24 protein-coding genes, 10 tRNA genes and 1 rRNA gene are annotated in these 24,342 nt (G+C 52.1%); all 35 read left to right on the top strand.

Annotated features, from left to right (window positions below; all coding sequences use genetic code 11):
* The first annotated feature begins 2 nt into the window (after nt 1–2).
* The 35 genes from mazG (at nt 3) to IC803_RS16690 (ending at nt 24,341) form a co-directional block, all read left to right on the top strand.
* A complete protein-coding gene (gene mazG / locus IC803_RS16860) occupies nt 3–1,463 on the top strand; it encodes a bifunctional methyltransferase/pyrophosphohydrolase YabN (protein ID WP_081210928.1) in 1,461 nt (486 codons plus the stop codon).
* 11 nt (nt 1,464–1,474) lie between these two features.
* On the top strand, nt 1,475–1,750 hold the full coding sequence (locus tag IC803_RS16855) for an RNA-binding S4 domain-containing protein (RefSeq protein ID WP_081210930.1): 276 nt from the start codon (nt 1,475–1,477) through the stop codon (nt 1,748–1,750).
* A 120-nt stretch (nt 1,751–1,870) separates the two neighbouring features.
* Nucleotides 1,871–2,176 carry a sporulation protein YabP gene (yabP, locus tag IC803_RS16850; RefSeq protein ID WP_063167039.1) on the top strand — a complete coding sequence of 102 codons (306 nt, stop codon included), beginning with the start codon at nt 1,871–1,873 and terminating at the stop codon, nt 2,174–2,176.
* The gene (gene yabQ / locus IC803_RS16845) at nt 2,173–2,805 is read left to right on the top strand and encodes a spore cortex biosynthesis protein YabQ (protein WP_081210932.1); all 633 of its coding nucleotides are present in this window, start codon (nt 2,173–2,175) and stop codon (nt 2,803–2,805) included. The genes yabP and yabQ overlap by 4 nt, the downstream gene beginning before the upstream one ends.
* Nucleotides 2,806–2,820: 15 nt before the next feature.
* Nucleotides 2,821–3,192, top strand: a complete 372-nt coding sequence (locus tag IC803_RS16840) for an FtsB family cell division protein (RefSeq protein WP_081210934.1) — start codon at nt 2,821–2,823, stop codon at nt 3,190–3,192.
* Nucleotides 3,193–3,313: 121 nt separating this feature from the next.
* Nucleotides 3,314–3,712 carry a S1 domain-containing RNA-binding protein gene (locus tag IC803_RS16835; protein WP_008881703.1) on the top strand — a complete coding sequence of 133 codons (399 nt, stop codon included), beginning with the start codon at nt 3,314–3,316 and terminating at the stop codon, nt 3,710–3,712.
* 178 nt (nt 3,713–3,890) lie between these two features.
* Nucleotides 3,891–3,964: transfer RNA gene (locus IC803_RS16830), tRNA-Met, on the top strand.
* 14 nt (nt 3,965–3,978) lie between these two features.
* A tRNA-Glu gene (locus IC803_RS16825) sits at nt 3,979–4,050 on the top strand.
* A gap of 196 nt (nt 4,051–4,246) precedes the next feature.
* Nucleotides 4,247–6,724, top strand: a complete 2,478-nt coding sequence (spoIIE, locus tag IC803_RS16820) for a stage II sporulation protein E (RefSeq protein WP_081210936.1) — start codon at nt 4,247–4,249, stop codon at nt 6,722–6,724.
* 66 nt (nt 6,725–6,790) lie between these two features.
* Nucleotides 6,791–7,531: a vWA domain-containing protein gene (locus IC803_RS16815; RefSeq protein ID WP_081210938.1), complete on the top strand. Its 741-nt coding sequence runs from the start codon at nt 6,791–6,793 to the stop codon at nt 7,529–7,531.
* Nucleotides 7,494–8,471, top strand: a complete 978-nt coding sequence (locus IC803_RS16810; RefSeq protein WP_081210940.1) for a protein kinase domain-containing protein — start codon at nt 7,494–7,496, stop codon at nt 8,469–8,471. Before IC803_RS16815 ends, IC803_RS16810 begins: the two co-directional genes overlap by 38 nt.
* 56 nt (nt 8,472–8,527) lie before the next feature.
* Nucleotides 8,528–9,922, top strand: coding sequence for a tRNA lysidine(34) synthetase TilS (gene tilS, locus IC803_RS16805; RefSeq protein ID WP_081210942.1), 1,395 nt, complete (start codon nt 8,528–8,530; stop codon nt 9,920–9,922).
* An 11-nt stretch (nt 9,923–9,933) separates the two neighbouring features.
* Nucleotides 9,934–10,479 (top strand): hypoxanthine phosphoribosyltransferase, encoded by a 546-nt coding sequence (gene hpt / locus IC803_RS16800; RefSeq protein ID WP_081210944.1) that lies wholly within the window; start codon nt 9,934–9,936, stop codon nt 10,477–10,479.
* 94 nt (nt 10,480–10,573) lie between these two features.
* On the top strand, nt 10,574–12,472 hold the full coding sequence (gene ftsH / locus IC803_RS16795) for an ATP-dependent zinc metalloprotease FtsH (RefSeq protein ID WP_081210946.1): 1,899 nt from the start codon (nt 10,574–10,576) through the stop codon (nt 12,470–12,472).
* A 234-nt stretch (nt 12,473–12,706) separates the two neighbouring features.
* Nucleotides 12,707–13,483 (top strand): type III pantothenate kinase, encoded by a 777-nt coding sequence (locus IC803_RS16790; RefSeq protein ID WP_081210948.1) that lies wholly within the window; start codon nt 12,707–12,709, stop codon nt 13,481–13,483.
* A gap of 14 nt (nt 13,484–13,497) precedes the next feature.
* On the top strand, nt 13,498–14,382 hold the full coding sequence (gene hslO, locus IC803_RS16785) for an Hsp33 family molecular chaperone HslO (RefSeq protein ID WP_190304312.1): 885 nt from the start codon (nt 13,498–13,500) through the stop codon (nt 14,380–14,382).
* Between the two features lie 86 nt (nt 14,383–14,468).
* On the top strand, nt 14,469–15,395 hold the full coding sequence (gene cysK, locus IC803_RS16780) for a cysteine synthase A (RefSeq protein WP_081210950.1): 927 nt from the start codon (nt 14,469–14,471) through the stop codon (nt 15,393–15,395).
* Between the two features lie 116 nt (nt 15,396–15,511).
* A complete protein-coding gene (pabB, locus tag IC803_RS16775; protein ID WP_081210952.1) occupies nt 15,512–16,933 on the top strand; it encodes an aminodeoxychorismate synthase, component I in 1,422 nt (473 codons plus the stop codon).
* A 5-nt stretch (nt 16,934–16,938) separates the two neighbouring features.
* Nucleotides 16,939–17,514 (top strand): aminodeoxychorismate/anthranilate synthase component II, encoded by a 576-nt coding sequence (pabA, locus tag IC803_RS16770; RefSeq protein WP_190304230.1) that lies wholly within the window; start codon nt 16,939–16,941, stop codon nt 17,512–17,514.
* Between the two features lie 7 nt (nt 17,515–17,521).
* Nucleotides 17,522–18,397 (top strand): aminodeoxychorismate lyase, encoded by an 876-nt coding sequence (pabC, locus tag IC803_RS16765; RefSeq protein WP_081210956.1) that lies wholly within the window; start codon nt 17,522–17,524, stop codon nt 18,395–18,397.
* On the top strand, nt 18,394–19,248 hold the full coding sequence (gene folP / locus IC803_RS16760; RefSeq protein WP_081210958.1) for a dihydropteroate synthase: 855 nt from the start codon (nt 18,394–18,396) through the stop codon (nt 19,246–19,248). The genes pabC and folP overlap by 4 nt, the downstream gene beginning before the upstream one ends.
* A gap of 16 nt (nt 19,249–19,264) precedes the next feature.
* On the top strand, nt 19,265–19,600 hold the full coding sequence (gene folB, locus IC803_RS16755; protein ID WP_305040856.1) for a dihydroneopterin aldolase: 336 nt from the start codon (nt 19,265–19,267) through the stop codon (nt 19,598–19,600).
* Entirely contained in the window at nt 19,601–20,128 is a 528-nt protein-coding gene (gene folK / locus IC803_RS16750; protein ID WP_081210962.1) for a 2-amino-4-hydroxy-6-hydroxymethyldihydropteridine diphosphokinase, read from the top strand.
* Complete coding sequence (locus tag IC803_RS16745; RefSeq protein WP_063167023.1) at nt 20,080–20,301, top strand: helix-turn-helix domain-containing protein; 222 nt, start codon at nt 20,080–20,082, stop codon at nt 20,299–20,301. The genes folK and IC803_RS16745 overlap by 49 nt, the downstream gene beginning before the upstream one ends.
* A gap of 15 nt (nt 20,302–20,316) precedes the next feature.
* Nucleotides 20,317–21,318 carry a tRNA dihydrouridine synthase DusB gene (gene dusB, locus IC803_RS16740; protein ID WP_081210964.1) on the top strand — a complete coding sequence of 334 codons (1,002 nt, stop codon included), beginning with the start codon at nt 20,317–20,319 and terminating at the stop codon, nt 21,316–21,318.
* 90 nt (nt 21,319–21,408) lie between these two features.
* Nucleotides 21,409–22,893 (top strand): lysine--tRNA ligase, encoded by a 1,485-nt coding sequence (lysS, locus tag IC803_RS16735; protein ID WP_063167021.1) that lies wholly within the window; start codon nt 21,409–21,411, stop codon nt 22,891–22,893.
* 498 nt (nt 22,894–23,391) lie between these two features.
* Nucleotides 23,392–23,508, top strand: a 5S ribosomal RNA gene (gene rrf / locus IC803_RS16730).
* Between the two features lie 8 nt (nt 23,509–23,516).
* A tRNA-Val gene (locus IC803_RS16725) sits at nt 23,517–23,592 on the top strand.
* A gap of 151 nt (nt 23,593–23,743) precedes the next feature.
* Nucleotides 23,744–23,819: transfer RNA gene (locus IC803_RS16720), tRNA-Lys, on the top strand.
* 10 nt (nt 23,820–23,829) lie between these two features.
* Nucleotides 23,830–23,914: transfer RNA gene (locus IC803_RS16715), tRNA-Leu, on the top strand.
* Nucleotides 23,915–23,925: 11 nt separating this feature from the next.
* Nucleotides 23,926–24,000 (top strand) — tRNA-Gly (locus IC803_RS16710).
* Between the two features lie 15 nt (nt 24,001–24,015).
* Nucleotides 24,016–24,101 (top strand) — tRNA-Leu (locus IC803_RS16705).
* Between the two features lie 3 nt (nt 24,102–24,104).
* Nucleotides 24,105–24,178, top strand: a tRNA-Arg gene (locus IC803_RS16700).
* A 4-nt stretch (nt 24,179–24,182) separates the two neighbouring features.
* Nucleotides 24,183–24,256, top strand: a tRNA-Pro gene (locus tag IC803_RS16695).
* A 12-nt stretch (nt 24,257–24,268) separates the two neighbouring features.
* Nucleotides 24,269–24,341: transfer RNA gene (locus IC803_RS16690), tRNA-Ala, on the top strand.
* Nucleotide 24,342: the final 1 nt, after the last annotated feature.

Genomic DNA, 24,342 nt, shown 5'->3' with positions numbered 1-24,342 from the left:
CGATGAATACGATTTATATTTTCGGCCTTGGCGCCGGGGATTTCGAACAGCTGCCGGTCGGCGTGTATCGAAAGCTAAAGCGGGCGCATCCGCTCTTTTTGCGGACGAAAGAACACCCGGCTGTGAAGGGGCTTGAGGAGGAAGGAATCGCGTTTACGTCGTTTGATGATGTTTATGAAAAACACGAGCAGTTTGCCGATGTGTATGCAGAAATTGTAGCTATCCTTGTCGAACAGGTGAAGCGCGGCGACGTGTTTTATGCCGTACCTGGCCACCCGCTCGTCGCCGAACGGACGGTGCAGCTTCTTTTTGAAGAGGAGCGGCGCGGCGTTTGCCGAGTCGTGATCGAAGGCGGCCAAAGTTTTTTCGATGCACTGTTTGCTGCGGTACGCATCGACCCGATCGAAGGATTTCAGCTGTTGGATGCGACCGCTTTTCAAGGAGAGGAGTGGTCGCCTTCGTTGCACACCGTTTTTTGTCAAGTGTATGATTCGTTTATCGCCTCGAACGTAAAGCTTTCCCTCATGGAACAGCTTCCTGACGACTACCCGGTCTATATCGTCACCGCGGCAGGAACGAAAGCTGAACAAGTAAAGCAAGTGCCGCTTTACGAGCTGGATCGTCAGACGGTGCTCGACAATTTGACGAGCGTCTATGTGCCGCCAGTCAAGGATGAGCCGCTGCTTTACCATCGGTTTGAGACGCTGCGCCGCGTCATCGCGACACTGAGAGGGCCGAACGGCTGTCCGTGGGACCGAAAACAGACGCATGCATCGCTGAAGCGGTATTTGCTTGAAGAGGCGTATGAACTGCTTGAAGCGATCGATGAGAACGACGATGACCATATGGTCGAAGAGCTGGGCGATGTGTTGTTGCAAGTGATGCTGCACGCCCAAATCGGCGCCGACCGCGGACTGTTTTCGATCGATGATGTCATCCGCACGTTGACGGCGAAAATGATTCGTCGCCATCCGCACGTGTTTGGCGATGTAACGGCTGAGACAGCTGAACAAGTGGTCGTGAACTGGGAAAAAATTAAGGAAGAAGAAAAAGGGGATGGACAGCCGGAATCCATCCTTGCGGACATCCCGAAGAGCCTGCCGGGGACGATGCGGGCGTACGAGCTGCAGAAAAAGGCGGCCAAAGTCGGATTTGACTGGGACGATGTGACCCCCATATGGCAAAAAGTTGAGGAAGAAATGGCCGAATTTCGAGCGGAAACGTCCGGCGGCCGCCGCGCGGAGCTCGTCGGCGAGTTTGGCGACGTATTGTTTGCGCTCATCAACCTCGCCCGGTATTATGACATTCAACCGGAAGAGGCGCTGCAAATGGCAAACGACAAATTTGCCCGCCGCTTTGCCTACATTGAGGAACAAGTGCGAAAAAGCGGCCGGCCGATCACCTCGTTTTCGCTCGCCGAACTCGACCGCTTTTGGGAAGAAGCAAAAGAAAACGGACAGTAAGGGGGATAATTATGCGTCTTGACAAGTTTTTAAAAGTATCCCGGCTCATTAAACGCCGCACGTTGGCGAAAGAAGTGGCTGACCAAGGCCGGGTATGGATCAACGGCCATGCCGCCAAAGCGAGTTCGGACGTGAAAATCGGTGATGAACTGACGATTCAGTTCGGGCAAAAACGGGTAACGGTAAAAGTGACGGATTTAAAAGAAACAACAAAAAAAGAAGAAGCCGCCGGGCTGTACGAGCTGATCCGCGAAGAGCGGACCGCGCCCGAGCAAGACGGCATCTAATTTGCCTGCAGGCTTGTTCTAAACGATCCCCCGCTGACATACATATGGTACAAACAGCGGATAAGAAAAAGCAGTTGGCTTTGCCGCCTTTCATTCTAAATCGAAATGCGGGGGATGAACATGAATCGCCACGATGAATTTAGCGGGAGTACGAACAAAGGTCCGGTTCAGGAACACGACGTGATCATGCGCGGCCGGCGTCTCCTTGACATTACCGGGGTAAAACAAGTCGAGAGTTTTGACAATGAGGAGTTTTTGCTTGAGACGGTCATGGGTTTTTTAGCGATCCGCGGGCAAAACTTGCAGATGAAAAACTTAGATGTAGATAAAGGTGTTGTTTCGATCAAGGGCCGCATTTTCGATCTCGTTTATTTAGATGACCACCAGGAGAAAGCTAAAGGATTCTTTAGCAAGTTGTTCAAATGAGCATCACGACACAGCTTCTCACCATGCTGACGATGATCGGCATGGGAGGCTGGCTTGGCATGGCGCTTGATACGTACAACCGATTTTTAAAACGGGAAGAACGGGCGCACTGGCTCGTCTTTGTGAACGATGTGTTATTTTGGGCAGTGCAGGCGCTCCTTGTGTTTTATATCTTGTTGCTCGTCAATGATGGCGAGCTTCGCTTTTATCTTTTTTTGGCGCTTTTATGCGGATATGCCGCTTACCAAAGTCTGCTCCGTTCGTTGTACGTCCGGGTGCTTGAGTGGCTCATTTGGCTGGCGGTGCGGCTCGGACAGGCGCTCGCCCAGCTGTTCCGCTATACGGTGATCCGCCCCCTCGTCCTCCTTGGACAAATGGCGTTAGCGCTTCTTTTGTTTGCCTGGAGGCTTGTCGTATGGGCGGCCCGGTTTTTGTTGCTCGTCGTTTGGAAAACCGTCCTTCTCTTGTTCGCCCCGCTGCGCTGGACGGGCATGGCCGTTTGGCGGCGGGTGCCGCCGCACCGTCGAGCCTGGTTGGAAAAATTTTTTCGCCGTTTAAAAGGATTTGCTGGACAAATCAAGAATACAAAAGAGAAAATAGGCATGTGGCTTGCGAAATGGCGGAAATAAAAGAGGTGCAAATGCATGAACGTGCCCCGGAAACCGAACGTGACGAAAATTCAGTCTACCTACGTATCAGAGCAGGAAGAAAAAAAGCGGAAGACATCGAAGAGGCGGCGGGTTGTGGCCGTCCGTTTAGCCTTTTGGGCTTCGCTGTTTACGGTGTTCGCTTCAGCTCTCCTCTACGCGTTGCACCTGCAGGCGAAGACGATCGACGGAAAAACAGCGGAAAAACAAAGGCTAAAAGAGGAGCTTGCGAAGCTCGAACGGCAAGAAAAGCAGCTCAAAGAGGAAATGAAAAAACTGCACGACGATGATTACATCGCTGAGCTGGCACGAAAAAAATATTATTTATCGAAAGACGGGGAAATTATTTTTGTCTTGCCAGAAAAGTGATATTTTACCTGACGGATGCCCTTTCAATACGGGCATCCGTCATATTGACACTTATTTTTTTCATTCGCTATAATGAAAGCAACACCATCTTTAAAGCGTTTTAAGGAGGAGCACTTTTTTTATGTCGATTGAAGTAGGCAGCAAGTTACAAGGCAAAGTCACAGGCATTACGAAATTCGGGGCGTTTGTAGAGCTGCCGGAGGGTGTGACAGGGCTCGTTCACATTAGCGAAGTAGCCGATAACTATGTCAAGGACATCAACGATCATTTGAAAGTCGGCGACATGGTATATGTGAAAGTAATCAACGTCGGTCAAGATGGAAAAATCGGCCTGTCCATTCGCAAAGCAAAAGACACGCCTTCTTCGCAGCGGCCGCGCCACCGAGCGCACGACCGCTCTGCGGCTGACAGTTTAGAACAAAAAATCAGCCGCTTCCTCAAAGAGAGTGAGGACCGGTTGGCGTCGTTGCGCCGCCATACGGAATCCAAGCGGGGAGGTCGTGGAGCGAGACGCGGGTAACTTGCTGCTGAACACATGTCGGAAAGATGATGAATACGGGGACAGTAAGCATCCATCGTCATGGATGCTTCTTTGTTTCGACGGCAAAAAAGGAAGGATACATTTTCCTTCTGTCTTTTTTCATTGTGCATATTGACAATCATCATCTCCTCTATTATGATAATAACTGTTGTCACACGGCGGTGTAGCTCAGCTGGCTAGAGCGTACGGTTCATACCCGTGAGGTCGGGGGTTCGATCCCCTCCACCGCCATAAAAATCAACTATGGCCCGTTGGTCAAGTGGTTAAGACACCGCCCTTTCACGGCGGTAACACGGGTTCGAATCCCGTACGGGTCATCGCGAACGAGCATGCGCCATCAAGCGACATGCTCGTTTTTCTTTTTGTCTGCTTCTGTCGGAACGGGCATCCTGTCGGCGCATCATCGGGGAAAACGTCGAACGATTTTTCATTTTGTTCCGTTGTTTTGACAAATTTCTGATAATTTTAACGATATAATAGGGGGTAATAGAAAAGCAAAGGAGAGGATCGGGAATGGAAAGAGTAGAAAGAGGGACGGTGCGCCGCATTTCGGAAGTGCCGATTAATGAAACGCAAGCGACTTTGTCGCGCTGGGTGCGCCATGTGAAGTTGCGCCTTGGTCACCTGTTCGTTCATCAAGGGTTTTTGCTTCTCCTTGTCGGCTTTTTGCTGGGACGGGCGTTAATTTTAGCGAAATTGACCCCGTTTGCGCTGCCGTTTTTCGTCTCTGTCTATATGTTGCGCCGTGACAAGGCAGCCTTCGCTTTCATTTCGCTGCTGGCCGGCGCATTGACGCTGTCGTTTGATGCTGTGCTGTTTGTCGGCGTTTCCATTTTTGGTTTCCTCTTTATTTACGGATGGGTGCGGAAAGTGATTAGCGAATCATTAAAACTTGTACCGTTCGTCGTTTTTGCCGTATCGCTGGCAACAAAATGGGCCATCTCCTATTACTGGATTGGAGAGCGGACGGCGTACGGGGCGGCCATGGCGGTTGTGGAAGCCGGGCTTTCGCTCGTGCTGACATTGATTTTTATGCAAAGCATTCCGCTATTGACGGTACGGAAACATAAACATGCGCTGCGGGCGGAAGAAATGATCTCACTGATTATTTTGCTGGCTTCGATGCTGACCGGCATGATCGGCTGGTCGGCGTACGGCTTATCGCTCGAACATGTCATGTCGCGCTATCTCGTTTTATTGTTTGCCTTTGTAGCGGGGGCGGCGACCGGTTCAACCGTCGGGGTCGTCACCGGGCTCGTCTTGAGCTTGGCGAACGTCGGCAACTTGTCTGAAATGAGTTTGCTTGCTTTTGCTGGACTGCTCGGCGGCCTGCTGAAAGAAGGGCGAAAGCCAGGAGTCGCATTTGGGCTCATTGTCGCGACGCTGCTGATGGGCTTGTACGGGAACGGAAAAGCGGAGCTCGTGCCAACGTTGCTTGAATCAAGCATCGCTATTGTGCTGTTTTTGTTCACGAGCCGTTCGCTGACAGAGAAAATTGCCAAACATATTCCCGGCACGGCGGAATATATCAACGAGCAGCAGCAATACGTCCGCAAAATCCGTGATGTGACGGCACAGCGCGTCTCACAGTTTTCGAACGTCTTTCAGGCGCTGGCAGAAAGCTTTTCGCCTGAGCCGCTGTCGGATGCCGACGAATACCATGAACGGGAGGTCGATTATTTTCTCGGCGATATTACGGAAAAGACGTGCCAAACGTGCTTTAAGAAAGCGCAATGCTGGGCGGCCAACTTTAGTACAACATATGCGTATATGAAGCAAATGATGCATGAGGCGGATGAAAAAACGCTGGCACAAAACCATCAGCTGTTGCGCGAATGGGAACGGTATTGCGTCAAAGCGGGCAAAGTGGTTGACACGATTGAAAAAGAGATGGTGACGTATCAGGCGAACCGCAAGCTGAAACGGCAAGTTTACGAAAGCCGGAAGCTCGTGGCTGAGCAGTTGTTAGGCGTTTCGCAAGTCATGGACGATTTTGCGAAAGAGATTCAGAAGGAGCGGGAAAACCATTATTTGCAAGAAGAACAAATTTATCATGCCCTGCAAGAGTTTGGCATCGAAATCGGGCACGTCGATATTTATAGTTTAGAAAAAGGAAATATCGATATTGAAATGAGCATTCCTTACTGCGAGGGGCGCGGTGAGTGCGAAAAACTGATCGCGCCGATGCTGTCGGACATTTTAGGAGAGACGATTGTCGTCAAGCGCGAGGAATGTGCTGCCTATCCGAATGGCTATTGCCGCGTTGCCTTCGGTTCGACGAAAGCGTTTGTCGTCGAGACAGGCGTGGCGTTCGCCGCCAAAGGGGGCGAGCTCATCTCCGGCGACAGCTATGCAACGATTGAACTTGGCACCGGCAAATACGCCGTTGCCATTAGCGACGGCATGGGCAACGGGGAACGGGCGCATTACGAAAGCCGCGAAACGCTGCATTTGCTGCAAAAAATCTTGCAGACAGGAATGGATGAATCGATCGCCATTAAATCGATCAATTCCATTTTGGCGCTGCGGACGACGGAAGATATGTATGCGACGCTTGATTTGGCGATCATCGATTTGCAAAACGCGGCGACGAAGTTTTTGAAAATCGGGTCGACGCCAAGCTTCATTAAGCGCGGCGACAAGGTGATGAAAGTAGAGGCGAGCAATTTGCCGATGGGCATTATTAAAGAAGTCGAATTCGATGTGGTCAGCGAACAGCTGAAATCGGGCGACTTGCTCATCATGATGAGCGACGGTGTATTTGAAGGGCCGATGAATGTAGAGAACCATGACGCTTGGATGAAACGGAAAATCCAAGAGTTGAAAACGACCGACCCGCAAGAAGTCGCTGATGTGATTATGGAGGAAGTGATCCGGCAGTGCGGCGGCGAGATTGAAGACGATATGACCGTCGTTGTCGCCAAAGTGCGGCACAACACGCCAAAATGGGCGACGATTCCGGCATATATGTATATGAAAAAGGCGCAGTAGCGCGCGTATAAAAACGTTCCCCTGAGGCGATGATGGTAATACATTTCGCTGAGGAGGGGAACGAACATGCGAAAGGGAACGTTGCGGCAGATTTTGCTCATTACCGACGGCTGCTCCAATCATGGGGAGGATCCGGCCGCCATGGCGGCATTGGCGCGGGAACAGGGCATTACAGTGAACGTGATCGGCGTGTTAGACCAAGACACGATCGATGAAAATGGTCAGCGGGAAATTGAAGCGATTGCGGCCGCCGGCGGCGGGATGAGCCAGGTTGTATATGCCAAGCAGCTGTCGCAAACGGTGCAGATGGTGACGCGCCAGGCGATGACACAGACGCTGCAAGGGCTCGTTAACCGTGAATTAAAACAAATATTTGGTTCGGACGTTTCGCTGGAAGATTTGCCGCCGGACAAGCGCGGCCAAGTGATGGAAGTCGTCGATGAACTTGGGGAAACGGCTGCGCTCGACGTGCTTATTTTAATCGACACGAGCGGGAGCATGAAGACGAAATTACCGACGGTCAAAGAGGCGCTCGTCGATTTATCGCTCAGTTTAAATGCGCGCATGGGTGAAAACCGTTTTTCCGTCTTCATCTTTCCGGGAAAACGGGAACATGCCGAAAAAATGATCGATTGGACACCGAAGATTGAGGAGCTGTCCACCGTCTTTCCGAAATTGGCGTCAGGCGGGCTGACGCCGACAGGGCCGGCGCTGCGTGAAGCGATCGCCCATTTCGGCCGCAAACGGTCGCTAAGGAGCTGGATTGGCGATGGCGATGAGCCATACATCGAAGAATCGTCTTTGTAATCTTCCGCCCGGCACGGTCGTCACCGGCAAATGGCACGGCCGTTCGTATCGGCTGTTGCGGCGGCTCGGCAGCGGGGCGAACGGCGTCGTCTACTTGGCGGAAAGCAACGGCCATCGCGTCGCTGTGAAACTGAGCGACGATTATGCGTCGTTGGCCTCGGAAATGAATATTTTACGCCGTTTTTCCAAGGTCCAGGGGGTTGCCCTCGGGCCTTCTTTGCTGGAAGCTGATGACTGGCGAAGCCCGCTCGTGCGGGAAACGGTCCCATTTTATGTGATGGAGTATATTGAAGGGGAAAACTTCACCGCCTTTGTCCGCCGCCGCGGAAAAGAATGGGCGCCGGTGCTGCTTGTGCAGCTGTTGTCTGTGCTTGAGCGGCTGCACGAGGAGGGGTGGGTGTTTGGCGACTTAAAACCAGACAATTTAATCGTCACCGGACCGCCGCCATCCGTCCGGCTGTTGGACGTAGGAGGGACGACGCTGCAAGGAAGGGCGGTCAAAGAGTTTACCGAGCTGTACGACCGCGGTTATTGGGGGCTTGGGTCACGCAAAGCTGAACCGTCGTATGATTTGTTTTCAGCGGCGATGGTGATGATTGCAGCCTGTTATCCGGGGCATCTCGAGAAAACAGGCGACGGGCGATCACAGCTTTTCAAAATCATCGAGGCGGACCGCTTTTTAGCCCAATATAAGCACGTTTTGCAAAAAGCGCTCGACGGCCGGTATGCAAACGCTGCAGCCATGCGCCATGACTTATTGGCTGCCTTTTCCCGCCGGTCAGCCGTGAAAAACGAAACAAAGACAGCAGCGCTGAACCGCCGATCGGGGCGGCGGGCGAAAAAGCGCCGCAAAGTGGGCGCCATTGCTGAAACGGTATTGATCGCCGCCCTGTTGCTTAGCGCGTACGGTTTTTATATATACTGGCAACTAACGATGTAATTTATGGTACAATAGCTGTCAGGGGAAGCGAAAAGGGAGCGAAGAGGTTTTCTTGAATGATGGATAAAGTGCGCGCCTTTATTGACAGGCATAAGCTGCTTACGGAAGGGGCGACGGTCATTGTCGGTGTTTCCGGAGGACCGGATTCGCTTGCGCTTTTGCACTTCTTATGTTCGCTTCGGGAGGAGTGGAAGCTTCAGCTCGTAGCGGCCCATGTTGACCATATGTTCCGCGGGCGGGAATCGGAAGAAGAGATGGAATTTGTGAAACGTTTTTGCGCCGAGCACCGTATTTTATGTGAAGCGGTGCAAATCGACGTTCCGGCCTTTCAGCGGCGCACGGGCCTCGGCGCCCAAGAGGCGGCGCGGAATTGTCGATATGGCTTTTTCGCTGAATTGGTGAAAAAATATCAAGCGCAATATGTCGCTTTAGGCCATCATGGCGATGATCAAGTCGAGACGATTTTAATGCGGCTTGTGCGCGGCAGCACAAGCAAAGGGTATGCGGGCATTCCCGTCAAGCGGCCGTTTCATGGCAGCTATCTCATCCGCCCGTTTTTGGCCGTCAGCCGGGCGGAAATTGAAGACTACTGTAAAAAAGAAGGGCTGACCCCGCGCCGGGATCCAAGCAATGAGAAAGACGATTATACGCGCAACCGGTTCCGCCATCATATTGTGCCGCTGTTAAAACAGGAGAATCCGCGCTTGCATGAACGATTTCAGCAATATAGCGAAATCATGGCGGAAGATGAACAATTTTTGGAGGAATTAGCAACGGACGCGCTGAATAAAGTAATGGAAAAACAAAATAGCGATGCTGTGCTGCACATTGCTCCGTTCTTAGCGTTGCCGCGGCCGCTGCAGCGCCGGGCGTTGCAGCGGCTGCTTCTCCGCCTTTACGGGGGCATTCCGCCGATGTTGACCTCCGTGCATATCGACCATATACTGATGCTTTGTGAGCGCGACCGTCCTTCCGGAATGCTCAATTTGCCGAAAGGATTAAAAGTGATTCGCTCGTATGACCGTTGTTTGTTTACGTTTGGCCTGCAACGCTGCGCTCAAGGCTACTGGCTGGAGCTGCCGGTTCCGGCGCTATTGCCTCTCCCAAACGGTTACGCAATCGTGAGTGAATTTAGGGAACACTATCCGAGAAAGCAGCTAGGAAATGATTTGTTTGTGGTTGACCCCGCTGCGGTTTCTCTTCCGCTTCACGTACGGACGCGCCGCACCGGTGACCGGATGGTGCTGAAGGGGACGGGAGGAACGAAAAAAATTAAAGAGGTTTTCATTGAGGCGAAAATTCCGCGGATGGAAAGGGATTGTTGGCCGATTGTGGAAGATGCCGACGGCCGCATCCTTTGGGTGCCCGGATTGAAAAAATCGGCGTTTGAAGCCGGGGAGCGCGGGCAAGCCCGCTATATTTTACTGCGCTATCAGTCGATGAACAGCTAGGAGGCAAAAAGATGGGGATGAAAGACGATATCCAGAAAGTGCTAATCACCGAGGAAGAGATTCAGGAAAAAGTAAAAGAGTTAGGTGGCATATTAACAAAGGAGTATGACGGCCGTTTTCCGCTCGCCGTTGGCGTTCTCAAAGGGGCGATGCCATTTATGGCCGATTTGTTGAAACATATTGATACATATTTGGAAATGGATTTTATGGATGTTTCGAGCTACGGGAATGCGACTGTTTCATCTGGGGAAGTAAAAATTGTGAAAGACTTAAATACATCTGTCGAAGGTCGCGACATTTTGATCATTGAAGATATTATTGACAGCGGGCTGACGCTCAGCTATCTAGTCGATTTATTCCGTTACCGGAAGGCGAATTCGATCAAAATCGTCACCCTCCTTGACAAGCCGTCTGGACGTAAGGCTGATATCCAAGCGGACTACACCGGATTTACCGTCCCGGATGAGTTCGTCGTCGGCTACGGTCTCGATTATGCGGAAAAATATCGCAACCTCCCGTTTATCGGTGTCTTAAAACCAGAAGTGTACCAAAAATAAGCCGGTCATTGTGCGGCGGCCGAATTGTTTGTATTTAGGCAAATTTCTATGATAGTATTGAGTATAGTGTGTTTCATATGGGAGGAGGCAAGAAATGAACCGGATTTTCCGTAACACCATCTTTTATTTGCTGATTTTCCTCGTCGTGATCGGCGTCGTCAGCTTTTTTAACGGAACGAATCAGCGGACCGAGCCGATGACGTACGATGCGTTTATCACTCATCTGGAAAACGGGGACGTCGAGTCGTTTTCCATTAAGCCGGAGCGCGGCGTATATGAAATCCGAGGCCAATTGAAAGCATATAATGAGGGGCAATATTTTTCCACCTATGTGATGAACAGCGACAAAGTGCTTGATCGCATCGATGCAGCGGCGGCACGGACGCGGGTGGAAGTAATGCCAGCGGATGAAACGAGCGGATGGGTGACGTTTTTCACGTCCATTATTCCGTTTGTCATTATTTTTATTTTGTTTTTCTTCTTGCTGAATCAAGCGCAAGGCGGCGGCAGCCGAGTGATGAATTTCGGCAAAAGCCGGGCGCGGCTGTATACGGATGACAAGCGGAAAGTCCGTTTTCGTGACGTGGCTGGGGCGGACGAGGAAAAAGAAGAGCTCGTGGAAATTGTCGAGTTTTTAAAAGACCCGCGCAAATTCGCGGAGCTCGGCGCCCGCATTCCAAAAGGGGTGCTGCTTGTCGGGCCGCCGGGTACAGGGAAAACGCTGTTGGCGCGCGCGGTCGCCGGGGAAGCAGGCGTGCCGTTTTTCTCGATCAGCGGGTCGGATTTTGTGGAAATGTTCGTTGGGGTCGGTGCGTCGCGCGTGCGCGACTTGTTCGAAACGGCGAAAAAAAATGCCCCGTGCATCATTTTTATCGATGAAATTGACGCTGTCGGGCGCCAACGCGGCGCCGGTCTCGGCGGCGGCCACGATGAGCGCGAGCAGACGCTCAACCAGCTGCTTGTCGAAATGGACGGCTTTAACGGGAATGAAGGGATCATTATTATTGCAGCGACGAACCGGCCGGATATTTTAGACCCAGCGCTGTTGCGCCCGGGCCGTTTCGACCGGCAAATCACTGTCGACCGGCCGGATGTGAAAGGGCGCGAGGCCGTATTGCGCGTGCATGCCCGCAACAAACCGCTTGATGAATCCGTTGACTTAAAGGCTATCGCCATGCGGACACCGGGATTTTCCGGCGCCGATTTGGAGAACTTGCTGAACGAAGCGGCGCTTGTAGCAGCGCGCCGCAACAAAAAGAAAATCGATATGAGCGATATCGACGAGGCAACGGATCGGGTGATTGCCGGGCCGGCGAAAAAAAGCCGCGTCATCTCGGAAAAAGAGCGGCGCATTGTTGCCTTTCATGAGGCCGGACATACGGTCATCGGCATGGTGCTTGCCGACGCCGAAATGGTGCATAAAGTGACGATCGTCCCGCGCGGCCAGGCCGGCGGCTATGCGGTGATGCTGCCGAAAGAGGACCGTTACTTTATGACTAAAGCGGAACTGATGGATAAAATCACGGGGCTGCTCGGCGGGCGCGTCGCCGAGGAAATTGTGTTCAATGAAGTGAGCACAGGGGCTCATAACGACTTTCAGCGGGCGACGAACATTGCGCGCCGGATGGTGACGGAATTCGGGATGAGCGAAAAACTTGGTCCGCTTCAATTTGGCCAGCCGGGCGGGCAAGTGTTTTTAGGCCGCGACTTGCATAACGAGCAAAACTATAGCGATAAAATCGCCTATGAAATTGACTTGGAGATTCAACGCATCATTAAAGAGTGTTACGATAAGGCGAAACAGATTTTAACACAGCATCGGGACAAATTGGATTTAATCGCTACGACGCTGTTAGAAGTCGAGACGCTCGATGCCGAACAAATTAAGCATTTGTTCGAGCACGGCACGCTGCCGCCGGATCGCAAAGGGCGCAACGAAATCGGCAAAGGCGACGGCGATGTGAAAGTGAACATCCAAAAGAAAGAGGAGTAATTAAGGGCTGAACGAAAAGGTCGCCTTTCTCCAAGAGAGATACAAGATATGGCTTTGCGAAAGTGTTCAGTGCGTATAGATCGTGATCAAAAAGGGTGTCCTGTTATCTTCGGGATGCCCTCTTTTTTTTGCCATGGCCTGGGGGGGCGGGGCCACCGGTTTTGTCCCCGCAACAAAATAAGGTATGATATGATAAAGAAAGGAATTTATTGAGGAAAAGTGGGGAATGAGGCCATGATTTTTGTGTTGGACGTGGGCAATACAAATACTGTATTAGGGGTTTATGACGGCGATGAGTTAAAGTACCATTGGCGCATTGAGACAAGCCGGACGAAAACGGAAGACGAGTACGGCATGACGATCAAAGCGCTTTTGAATCATGTCGGCTTGCAGTTTTCCGACATCCATGGCATGATCATCTCTTCCGTAGTGCCGCCGATCATGTTTGCCCTTGAACGCATGTGTTTAAAATACTTCCATATTAAACCGCTCATTGTCGGGCCAGGCATTAAAACCGGGCTTGACATTAAATATGAAAATCCGCGTGAAGTCGGCGCCGACCGAATTGTCAATGCGGTTGCCGGCATTCACTTATACGGCAGCCCACTCATCATTGTCGACTTCGGGACAGCGACGACGTATTGTTATATTAATGAACATAAACAATATATGGGGGGAGCCATTGCCCCGGGAATTATGATTTCGACAGAGGCGTTGTTTGCGCGGGCGGCGAAATTGCCGCGCATTGAAATTGCCCGCCCGGACGATATTGTTGGCAAAAATACGGTCAGCGCCATGCAAGCGGGCATTTTATACGGCTATGTCGGACAGGTGGAAGGCATCGTTTCGCGAATGAAGGCGAAAAGCAAAGTTCCGCCGAAAGTGATCGCGACCGGTGGCCTGGCGCCGCTCATTGCCGGCGAGTCGGACGTGATCGATGTCGTTGATCCGTTTTTAACGTTGACCGGCCTAAAACTGTTGTACGAGAAAAATACGGAGAAAAAAGGATGAAAGGCTTGATGAACATGGGAGATTACTTAGTGAAAGCGCTCGCTTATGATGGACAAGTGAGGGCGTATGCAACAAGAACGACAGAGACGGTCGCGGAAGCGCAGCGGCGACACCAGACGTGGCCGGCTGCATCGGCTGCGCTTGGCCGGGCGCTGACGGCGGGCGTCATGATGGGGGCGATGCTGAAAGGCGAAGAAACGTTGACGATTAAAATTGATGGCGGCGGGCCAATCGGTATCATTTTAGTCGACAGCAACGCTAAAGGGGAAGTGCGTGGGTATGTGACAAACCCGCATGTCCATTTTGAGCTGAACGAGCATGGGAAGCTCGATGTCGCGCGGGCGGTCGGCAAAAACGGGATGCTCACCGTCGTGAAAGACCTCGGGCTGCGCGATTTTTTCACCGGACAAGTGCCGCTGATCTCCGGAGAGCTTGGCGATGACTTTACGTATTATTTTGTCTCGTCTGAACAAATTCCATCATCCGTCGGTGTCGGTGTGCTCGTCAATCGCGACTACACGATCCGGGCCGCCGGAGGATTCATCATTCAGCTCATGCCTGGGACGGAAGAAACGACGATCACCTGCATTGAAGAGCGGTTAAAACAAATTCCTCCTGTGTCGCGCATGATTGAAAACGGACTGAGTCCGGAACAAATTGTAGAACAAATTTTAGGGGATGGAGGCGTCCGCGTCCTTGAGACGATGCCGGTTTCATTCGTCTGCCGCTGTTCGCGTGAGCGGATCGCTGATGCCCTCGTCAGCCTAGGGCCGGAGGAAATTCAGGACATTATCGATCAAGAAGGACAGGCGGAAGCTTCGTGCCATTTTTGCAACGAGACGTACCATTTCGCGAAAGAAGAGCTGGAGCAGCTCAAGCAACTCGCCGAAAAAGGATGAAAACATTAAAATGATTGACAATTACGCCAATAACTGATACATTGGAAACAAATTCGATAAAATTAATCGGGATTAGGGGTGGAACCATGGCACGCACAGTCAACTCTATAACGGAACTGATCGGCGATACACCGGCCGTGAAGTTGAACCGCATCGTCGATGAAGACAGCGCCGATGTCTACGTGAAGCTCGAGTTTATGAACCCGGGAAGCAGTGTCAAAGACCGGATCGCGCTGGCAATGATTGAAGCAGCGGAAAAGGAAGGAAAACTGAAACCGGGCGATACGATCGTTGAGCCGACGAGCGGCAACACGGGAATCGGACTGGCAATGGTCGCAGCAGCGAAGGGATATAAAGCGGTATTGGTCATGCCGGATACGATGAGTTTGGAGCGCCGCAACTTGCTGCGGGCGTACGGCGCAGAGCTGGTGCTCACGCCGGGCGCGCAAGGAATGCGCGGGGCAATCGAAAAGGCGGAAGAACTTGTCCGCGAGCACGGCTACTTTATGCCGCAACAGTTCAAAAACGAAGCGAACCCGGAAATCCACCGCCTGACGACTGGGAAAGAAATCGTTGAGCAAATGGGCGATCAGCTCGATGCGTTCGTCGCCGGCATCGGTACGGGCGGAACGATTACGGGAGCTGGCAAAGTATTGCGCGAGGCGTATCCAAACATTAAAATTTACGCCGTTGAGCCGGCTGATTCGCCGGTGTTGTCCGGCGGCAAACCGGGTCCGCATAAAATCCAAGGAATCGGCGCCGGGTTTGTTCCGGATATTTTAGATACAAGCATTTACGACGGCGTCATTACGGTAACAACGGAAGAAGCGTTTGCGGCGGCCCGCCGCGCGGCTCGCGAGGAAGGCATTCTCGGCGGCATTTCGTCCGGCGCTGCCATTCACGCGGCGTTGAAAGTGGCGAAAGAGCTCGGCAAAGGGAAAAAAGTGCTGGCCATCATCCCGAGCAACGGAGAACGTTACTTGAGCACGCCGCTTTACCAATTCGAAGACTAAGCAACTTTTTTCGGCAGGGGCAACCCTGTCGAACTTTTTTATGTAGCGATAGTGATATGAGCGGCCACTCATTGTACAATAAGAATAACCATGAACATCATAAGGAGCTGACCAAGATGGAACAACGGCGAAGGCAGCTGAGGCGGACAATCGGTTATCGTGGACGGGATTGGTTTCGCCAGTACGAACAGCTGGCGTACGGCCGACCGCATCACGTGCTGCTGGAGAGCGGCCAAGGGGGGAGATATAGCATTATCGGCCTCAACCCAAGCGGGATCATCCGTGCGACTGAACAGCGGCTATCCATCACTGATCGCGGAAAAGAAACCGTGTTGGACGGGCCGCCACTTGAGTTGCTGCAACAATGGTTTTCACGTTTTTCCGTGCCTGATGAGGGCGAGCCGTTGCCCTGCCAGGGCGGATTGATCGGCTATATTAGTTATGACGCCGTCCGTTACATGGAACGGCTTCCGGAGCTTGCCCGCGACGATTTGCAGCTGCCGTTTATGTATTTTTGGCTGTTTGATGATGTGGTGATTTACGACCATCAAAAACAGCAGCTTCACTTGATCGTCCATGCCGGAGACGGCGAGGAAAGCGATGCCATCTGCCGGCTTGATGCGTATGAGCGGATGTGGCTTGAGGAGCAGAATGAATCGCCAAGCTGGCCGCCCGTAGCTTCGGCAGCCGTTCCGTCCGTTTCGATGACGAGGCGGCAGTTTATTGAGGCGGTCCGGCGCGTACAGCAGTACATTGCCCAAGGCGATGTGTTCCAAGTCAACTTGTCGGTGCGCCAATCTCAGCCGCTCTTCACTCACCCGTTTGCCATCTATAAGCAGTTGCGAGCCATTAACCCGTCACCGTATATGGCATATTTGCAAGCTCCGGAATGCCAAGTTGTGAGCGGTTCGCCGGAGTTGCTTGTCCGCAAGCAAGGAGATCGTTTGGAAACGCGGCCGATCGCCGGCACGCGGTCGCGCGGCCGGACGGAGGCAGAGGATGAGGAAATTGCCCGCAAGCTGCTCGCCAGTGAAAAGGAGCGGGCCGAACATGCCATGCTCGTCGATCTTGAACGAAACGATCTCGGGCGCGTCTGTGCATATGGGACAGTCCGTGTCGACGAATGGATGACGGTCGAACGATATTCGCACGTGATGCATATCGTGTCGCACGTTTCCGGCACACTCGCCCCAGAACACGATGCGTTTGCCGTGATTCGCGCCATGTTTCCGGGCGGGACGATTACTGGTGCCCCGAAAGTGCGGACGATGGAAATTATCGAAGAACTGGAGCCAGTTCGGCGCGGCTTGTACACCGGCTCGATCGGCTGGATCGATTTTCAAGGCAACATGGAGCTGAACATCGCCATCCGTACGATGGTCGTCAAAGACGGGCTGGCGCATGTACAAGCAGGGGCAGGCATTGTCATCGATTCCAACCCGGAGCATGAATACAAGGAATGTTTGAAAAAGGCGGCGGCCCTTTGGAGGGCAAAAGAGCTGAGCGAAGCGGAGATATTATTTTCGAGCATGAGGTGAGAATGATGATCGTGATGATTGATAATTATGATTCCTTTACGTACAATTTAGTGCAATATCTAGGCGTTCTAGGTGAGGAATTGTTTGTCAAACGCAATGATGAAATCACCGTCGCCGAGATTGAGCGGCTCCGTCCCGATTTTCTGATGATTTCTCCAGGCCCTTGCACGCCGAATGAAGCGGGCGTCAGCTTAGAAGCCATCGCCCGCTTTGCTGGGAAAATACCAATTTTCGGCGTCTGTCTTGGCCATCAGGCGATCGCCCAAGCGTTTGGCGGCCGCGTTATCCGCGCTCCAAGGCTCATGCATGGAAAAACGTCGTCCGTTTACCATGACGGGGAAACAATTTTCCGCGGCGTGCCGAACCCGTTTACGGCGACCCGCTACCATTCTCTCATCGTGGAGAAAGAAACACTTCCTGATTGCTTTGTTGTTTCCGCTTGGACGGACGAAGGCGAAGTGATGGCCATTCGTCATAAAACATTGCCAATTGAAGGAGTGCAGTTCCACCCGGAATCGATTATGACAAGCCACGGCATGCAGCTGTTGAAAAACTTTATTGACACGTACAAAAAGGCGTGACGGGCATATGTACGTATATGTCAACGGCAACATTGTTCCGCGTGAGGAAGCGCTTGTCTCGGCGTTTGATCATGGCTTTTTGTATGGGCTCGGTTTGTTTGAAACATTTCGCACGTACGGTGGCCATCCGTTTTTGCTTGATGACCATTTAGAACGGCTGAACCGCGGTCTATCTGAACTCCGCATCGACAGGCAGTTCAGCCGTGCTGAGGCAGTGAAGATCATCGAGCGGTTGCTCGAGGCAAATGGATTGCGCGACGCTTATGTGCGTTTTGATGTGTCCGCCGGTGTTGGTGATCTCGGCTTGTCGGCCGAACGGTACTTGTGCCCGACTGTCATCGTCTACATGAAGCCGCTGCCGCCGCCCGCTCCTCGGGAAGGGAAAGAAGGGGTCGTGTTAGCCGCGAGGCGGAATAGCCCTGAGGGCCATGAACGGTTAAAATCGCACCATTATTTAAACAATATGATTGGGAAGTGGGAGCTTGGCCATCGTCCCCATGCAGAAGGCATCTTTTTAAACCATGAAGGGGCGGTGGCGGAAGGCATCGTCTCCAACATTTTTTGGGTAAAAGGCGGCGTCGTTTATACTCCAGCGCCCTCTGTCGGCATATTAAACGGTGTCACGAGGCAATTCGTGATCGCTTTGCTCCACGAGTTGCACATCCCGGTCGAAGAAGGGATTTATCCGCTTTCCGATTTGTACGAAGCCGACGAGGTGTTGATCACCAACTCGCTGCAGGAAATTGTGCCGCTTCACCGCATCGGCCATCGCGTTTACCTTGGGAAAAACGGTTCGGTGACTTGTACGCTGCAACGCCATTACCGCCGCTTTACCGACACATTATGGACGAGGAATGAATTGGAAGAAAGGATGAACCGATGATGATCACAATGGCGCGTTCACATGTGCTCAAATGCCGCGGGCACGAGTTCGATTTAGACAAAAAAACATTGATCATGGGCATTGTCAACGTCACGCCTGATTCATTTTCCGACGGCGGCCGATTTTGCGAGGTAGAGAAAGCGGTCGAGCATGCGAAACGGCTTGTGGCGGAGGGAGCGGATATCATTGACATCGGCGGCGAATCGACCCGTCCAGGGGCAGATCCCGTGCCGCTTGACGAAGAGTTGCGGCGCGTCATCCCAGCGGTAAGAGCGATTGCCAATGAGGTGAATGTGCCAATCTCTGTTGACACATATAAAGCTGAGGTGGCGCGGCAGGCCATCGAAGCTGGGGCGCACATCATCAACGACGTTTGGGGGGCTAAAGCTGATCCGGATATGGCTCATGTTGCTGCTTCGTACGGGGTGCCGATCATTTTAATGCACAATCGCCACGACATGGCATACCGCGATTTGATTCCCGATATGATCGGCGATCTGGAGGAAAGCATTCGCATCGTCAAACAGGCGGGGGTGAAAGAGGAAAACATCATTTTAGACCCAGGCGTCGGGTTTGCGAAAACGTTCGAACACAATCTGGAAGTGATGCGGCGTCTCGATGAGTTTGCCGCCCTCGGCTACCCGCTTTTGCTCGGAACGTCGCGCAAACGGTTTATCGGCCATGTGCTTGACGTGCCCGTTGAAGAGCGGGTTGAAGGTACGGGAGCCACGGTTTGCCTTGGCATCGTGAAGGGAGCGCATATCGTCCGCGTTCATGACGTATTGCCGATCGCCCGCATGGCGAAAATGATGGATGCGATGCTCGGGAAGGGGGAGAGCGGCCATCGATAAAATCTATGTGCGAGAGATGGAGTTTTATGGCTACCATGGAGTGCTTCCCGAAGAACACGTCCTCGGTCAGCGGTTTGTGATTGACGTGACGCTGGAGCTTGATTTGCGGCCAGCTGGACGGAGCGACTGTCTTGAGCATACGGTCAATTACGCGGATGTGTACGAGCGCTGTCGGGCGATTGTTGAGGAGCGGACATTTGCTTTAATCGAGGCGGTGGCCGAGGCGATCGCGGACGAGCTGCTCACCGCTTTCCCTGCCGTTCAGCGCTGTGCCGTGAGGGTTACGAAGCCGAATCCACCGATCCGCGGACATTACGGGCACGTGGCCGTTGAAATCGTTAGGGGTCGTTAAATGGAAAACATTGCGTATATTGCCCTAGGTTCTAACCTAGGGGATCGTGTCTATTATTTACGTTCGGCCATTGAAGCACTCCATCATTGTGAGGGAATTTCTGTAAAATCAAGCTCATCCATCTATGAAACGGATCCGGTCGGCTACGTCCACCAGGACAAATTTTTAAACATGGTAGTCGAGGTGGCGACGACGTTGTCGCCGTTTTCCTTGTTTGACGTAACACAACAAATCGAACGAGAATTTGGAAGGAAAAGGGAAATCCACTGGGGGCCGCGCACGTTAGACCTTGACATTTTGCTGTATAATCATGAAAATATTGAAACAGAGCAACTTGTCATTCCGCATCCGCGCATGGCGGAGCGGGCGTTTGTTCTTATCCCGTTGCTCGAAATCAATTCCCATTTAGCAATACCGAACATTTCCGAGCCGTTGACAGACATCATTGATCGACTACCCGACAAAGAAGGAGTTCGCGTATGGAAGCAGAAAGATGGGGAAGACGTATTCGCGCTTTTCGAAAGCTGAAAGGATACACACAAGAAAAGCTGGCTAAGGAGCTCGGCATTTCTGTCTCAATCCTTGGTGAAATTGAACGGGGAAACCGGATGCCGTCCGATTCGCTCGTCGGGCAAATCGCTGAACGGTTAAATATATCGGTCGAGGAATTGACACCGCCGAAAATGGAATCGAACAAGTAGAAAGGAGGCGTTTCTATGTTTCGCATTGGCGATGTTGAGATTAAAAATCGCGTCGTGCTTGCCCCGATGGCAGGCGTATGCAATTCGGCGTTTCGCTTGACTGTCAAAGAGTTCGGCGCTGGACTCGTGTGCGCAGAGATGGTGAGCGATAAAGGAATCGTATACAACAATGAAAAGACGTTAAATATGTTATATATCGATGAACGGGAAAAGCCGCTCAGCCTGCAAATTTTCGGGGGCGAAAAAGAAACGCTTGTCAAAGCGGCGAAATTTGTCGATAAAAATACGAATGCCGATATTATCGACATTAACATGGGCTGCCCAGTCCCGAAAATTACGAATTGTGACGCCGGGGCAAAATGGCTTCTTGACCCGAATAAAATTTATGACGTCGTCGCCGCCATTGTCGACGCCGTCGAAAAACCAGTCACAGTCAAAATGCGAATCGGTTGGGACGAGCACCATATTTACGCCGTCGAAAACGCCCAAGCGGTCGAGCGCGCTGGCGGCAAAGCCGTCGCTGTCCACGGGCGGACAAGGGTGCAAATGTATGAAGGAAAAGCGGATTGGAACATCATCAAACAAGTGAAAGAAGCGGTCAACATCCCGGTCATCGGCAACGGCGATGTCAAAACGCCGCAAGACGCCAAGCGGATGCTCGAAGAAACCGGGGTGGACGGTGTGATGATCGGACGGGCGGCGCTCGGCAATCCTTGGATGATTTACCGCACCGTTCGTTATTTAGAAACGGGAGAACTTATCCCCGAACCGACGCCGAGAGAAAAAATTGATGTCTGCCTGCTGCATTTGGATCGTTTAATTGCTCTCAAGGGCGAGTATATCGCTGTCAAAGAAATGCGCAAGCACGCCGCTTGGTATTTAAAAGGCATTCGCGGTGCGGCGAAAATCCGCAATGCCATCAACGAGTGCGAGACGCGGGACGAACTAGCCGCCTTGCTGCTTCAAGTCGCAGAGGAAGCGGAACATCAGACAGCAGCGAACGCCCAAGCCGTATAACAACGGAATGACGTTCATGCAGCGGATGACTGCCAGCACGTGCTGGCAGTATTTTTCGTAAAAAAAATCGCTAAATGGAGTGAATGAAGGATGAGCCATGAAGAATTGAACGACCAACTGCGTGTTCGCAGGGAAAAGCTAAAAAAAATCGAAGAGCTGGGTGTCGATCCGTTTGGCAAACGGTTCGAGCGCACGCATAAAGCAGAAGAACTGTTCGAACTGTACGGCGATTTGTCCAAAGAAGAACTCGAAGAGCAGCAAATTGAAGTTGCCGTTGCTGGCCGCATCATGACGAAACGCGGCAAAGGCAAAGCGGGATTCGCCCACATCCAAGACGTTACGGGGCAAATTCAAATTTACGTTCGCCAAGACGATGTCGGCGAACAGCAATACGAGCTGTTTAAAATCTCTGACCTTGGCGATATCGTCGGCGTGCGCGGCACTATGTTCAAAACAAAAGTCGGCGAGCTTTCCATCAAAGTGTCGTCGTATGAATTTTTAACAAAAGCATTGCGCCCGCTGCCCGAGAAGTACCACGGCTTAAAGGACGTCGAACAGCGTTACCGCCAGCGCTATCTCGACCTAATTATGAATCCGCAAAGCAAGCAGACGTTCATCACCCGCAGTCTCATTATTCAATCGATGCGGCGTTATCTGGACAGCCATGGCTACTTAGAAGTCGAAACACCGATGATGCACGCCGTAGCAGGCGGTGCGGCTGCACGTCCGTTCATTACGCACCATAATGCGCTTGATATGACACTCTATATGCGAATCGCCATCGAACTTCATTTGAAACGGCTCATCGTCGGCGGTTTGGAGAAAGTGTATGAAATCGGGCGCGTCTTCCGGAATGAGGGCATTTCCACCCGCCATAACCCGGAGTTTACGATGCTTGAACTGTACGAAGCATACGCCGACTTCCGCGATATCATGAAACTGACGGAAAACTTGATCGCCCACATCGCCACAGAGGTGCTTGGCACGACGAAAATTCAATACGGCGACCATATCGTCGACCTAACGCCTGAATGGCGGCGGCTTCATATGGTCGATGCGATCAAAGAGTACGTCGGCGTCGACTTCTGGCGTCAAATGGACGATGAGGAAGCGCGGGCGCTGGCGAAGGAACACGGGGTTGAAGTCGCCCCACACATGACGTTCGGTCATATTGTCAACGAGTTTTTTGAACAAAAAGTCGAAGCGCAACTCATCCAGCCAACGTTCATTTACGGCCATCCGGTCGAAATTTCGCCATTGGCCAAGAAAAACCCGGACGACCCGCGCTTTACCGACCGATTTGAGCTGTTTATCGTCGGGCGTGAACATGCGAACGCGTTTACAGAACTAAACGACCCGATCGACCAGCGCCAACGTTTCGAAGCGCAGCTGAAAGAGCGTGAACAAGGGAACGATGAAGCGCACGAAATGGACGAAGATTTCCTCGAAGCGCTCGAGTACGGCATGCCGCCAACAGGCGGACTCGGCATCGGCGTCGACCGTCTAGTCATGCTCTTGACCAATTCGCCGTCCATTCGCGACGTGCTGCTCTTCCCGCAAATGCGCCATAAATAACAATGATCGTCCCCTGCTACGAACAACGGCAGGGGACGATTTGTTTTAGGGGAGATCGATTAAAGTAAAGAAGTCGGTTGCTTACCAGTCCCCTAGAAAGAAGATCAATACCGTCGGACGGTTGACCTGCATACATGAAGAGAGGATTCGAAAGGGAAAAACATAAATGTGAAAGGAGCGGTTTCGTTGCTTTCTTATCCGATCCCCTATTACAATCCTCCTGTGGTCTCGGTAAATCATATTTGCACCATACACCGCTAGCGCTTTCCTATGGCGCACATCGACACTGATTTTTATTTAACTATTGACTTTTAGTTATAGAATATATAAAATAAACGACGTTGCTTTTAGTAATAAAACAAAAAACGAAATAAGTTGACAAACCTCCTTTAATATGCTATATTATGATAGCATGCGGAAACGTCAACAATGATATTCAAAGAGTGTTGACAAAAAAACAAATTTGATTATAATATAACTTGTCTGTTGTGTTGACTGCCTAGTGATGATAGCGGAGAGGAAACACCCGTTCCCATCCCGAACACGGAAGTTAAGCTCTCCAGCGCCGATGGTAGTTGGGGCCAGCGCCCCTGCAAGAGTAGGTCGTCGCTAGGCAATACTGTGGAGGATTAGCTCAGCTGGGAGAGCACTTGCCTTACAAGCAAGGGGTCGGCGGTTCGATCCCGTCATCCTCCACCATCTTAATCTATTATGAGCCATTAGCTCAGCAACGAGCGATGCATCTTCGAGTTGGCTGTGAGTTGCCTCGACGCACCGAGCTTCCTTGAAACAGCTGGTAGAGGAAGAGGCAGGTAGAGCTCGTCAGCACTTAGAGTGTAATGATCACCACGAGCCATTAGCTCAGTAGGTAGAGCATCTGACTTTTAATCAGAGGGTCGGAGGTTCGAGTCCTCCATGGCTCACCACAATTGATTTGCGGGTGTGGCGGAATTGGCAGACGCGCTAGATTCAGGGTCTAGTGCCCTTTACGGGCGTGGGGGTTCGAGTCCCTTCACCCGCATGGTTATCCGAGCGGAAGTAGTTCAGTGGTAGAACACCACCTTGCCAAGGTGGGGGTCGCGGGTTCGAGTCCCGTCTTCCGCTCCATTTATTTGCCTATTAGCCGGGGTGGCGGAATTGGCAGACGCACAGGACTTAAAATCCTGGGGTAGGTAACTACCGTGCCGGTTCGAGTCCGGCCCTCGGCACTTGCGCTCGTAGCTCAATTGGATAGAGCATCTGACTACGGATCAGAAGGTTAGGGGTTCGAATCCTCTCGAGCGCGTTAGCGGGAAGTAGCTCAGCTTGGTAGAGCACATGGTTTGGGACCATGGGGTCGCAGGTTCAAATCCTGTCTTCCCGATAGTGGATATACGGGGCCTTAGCTCAGCTGGGAGAGCGCCTGCTTTGCACGCAGGAGGTCATCGGTTCGATCCCGATAGGCTCCAT

Source organism: Geobacillus sp. 46C-IIa, from assembly GCF_014679505.1.
In the GTDB taxonomy this organism is placed as follows: Bacteria; Bacillota; Bacilli; order Bacillales; family Anoxybacillaceae; genus Geobacillus.
Note: the sequence above shows the minus strand (reverse complement) of the source record. Positions and strands in the feature narration are given on the sequence as shown.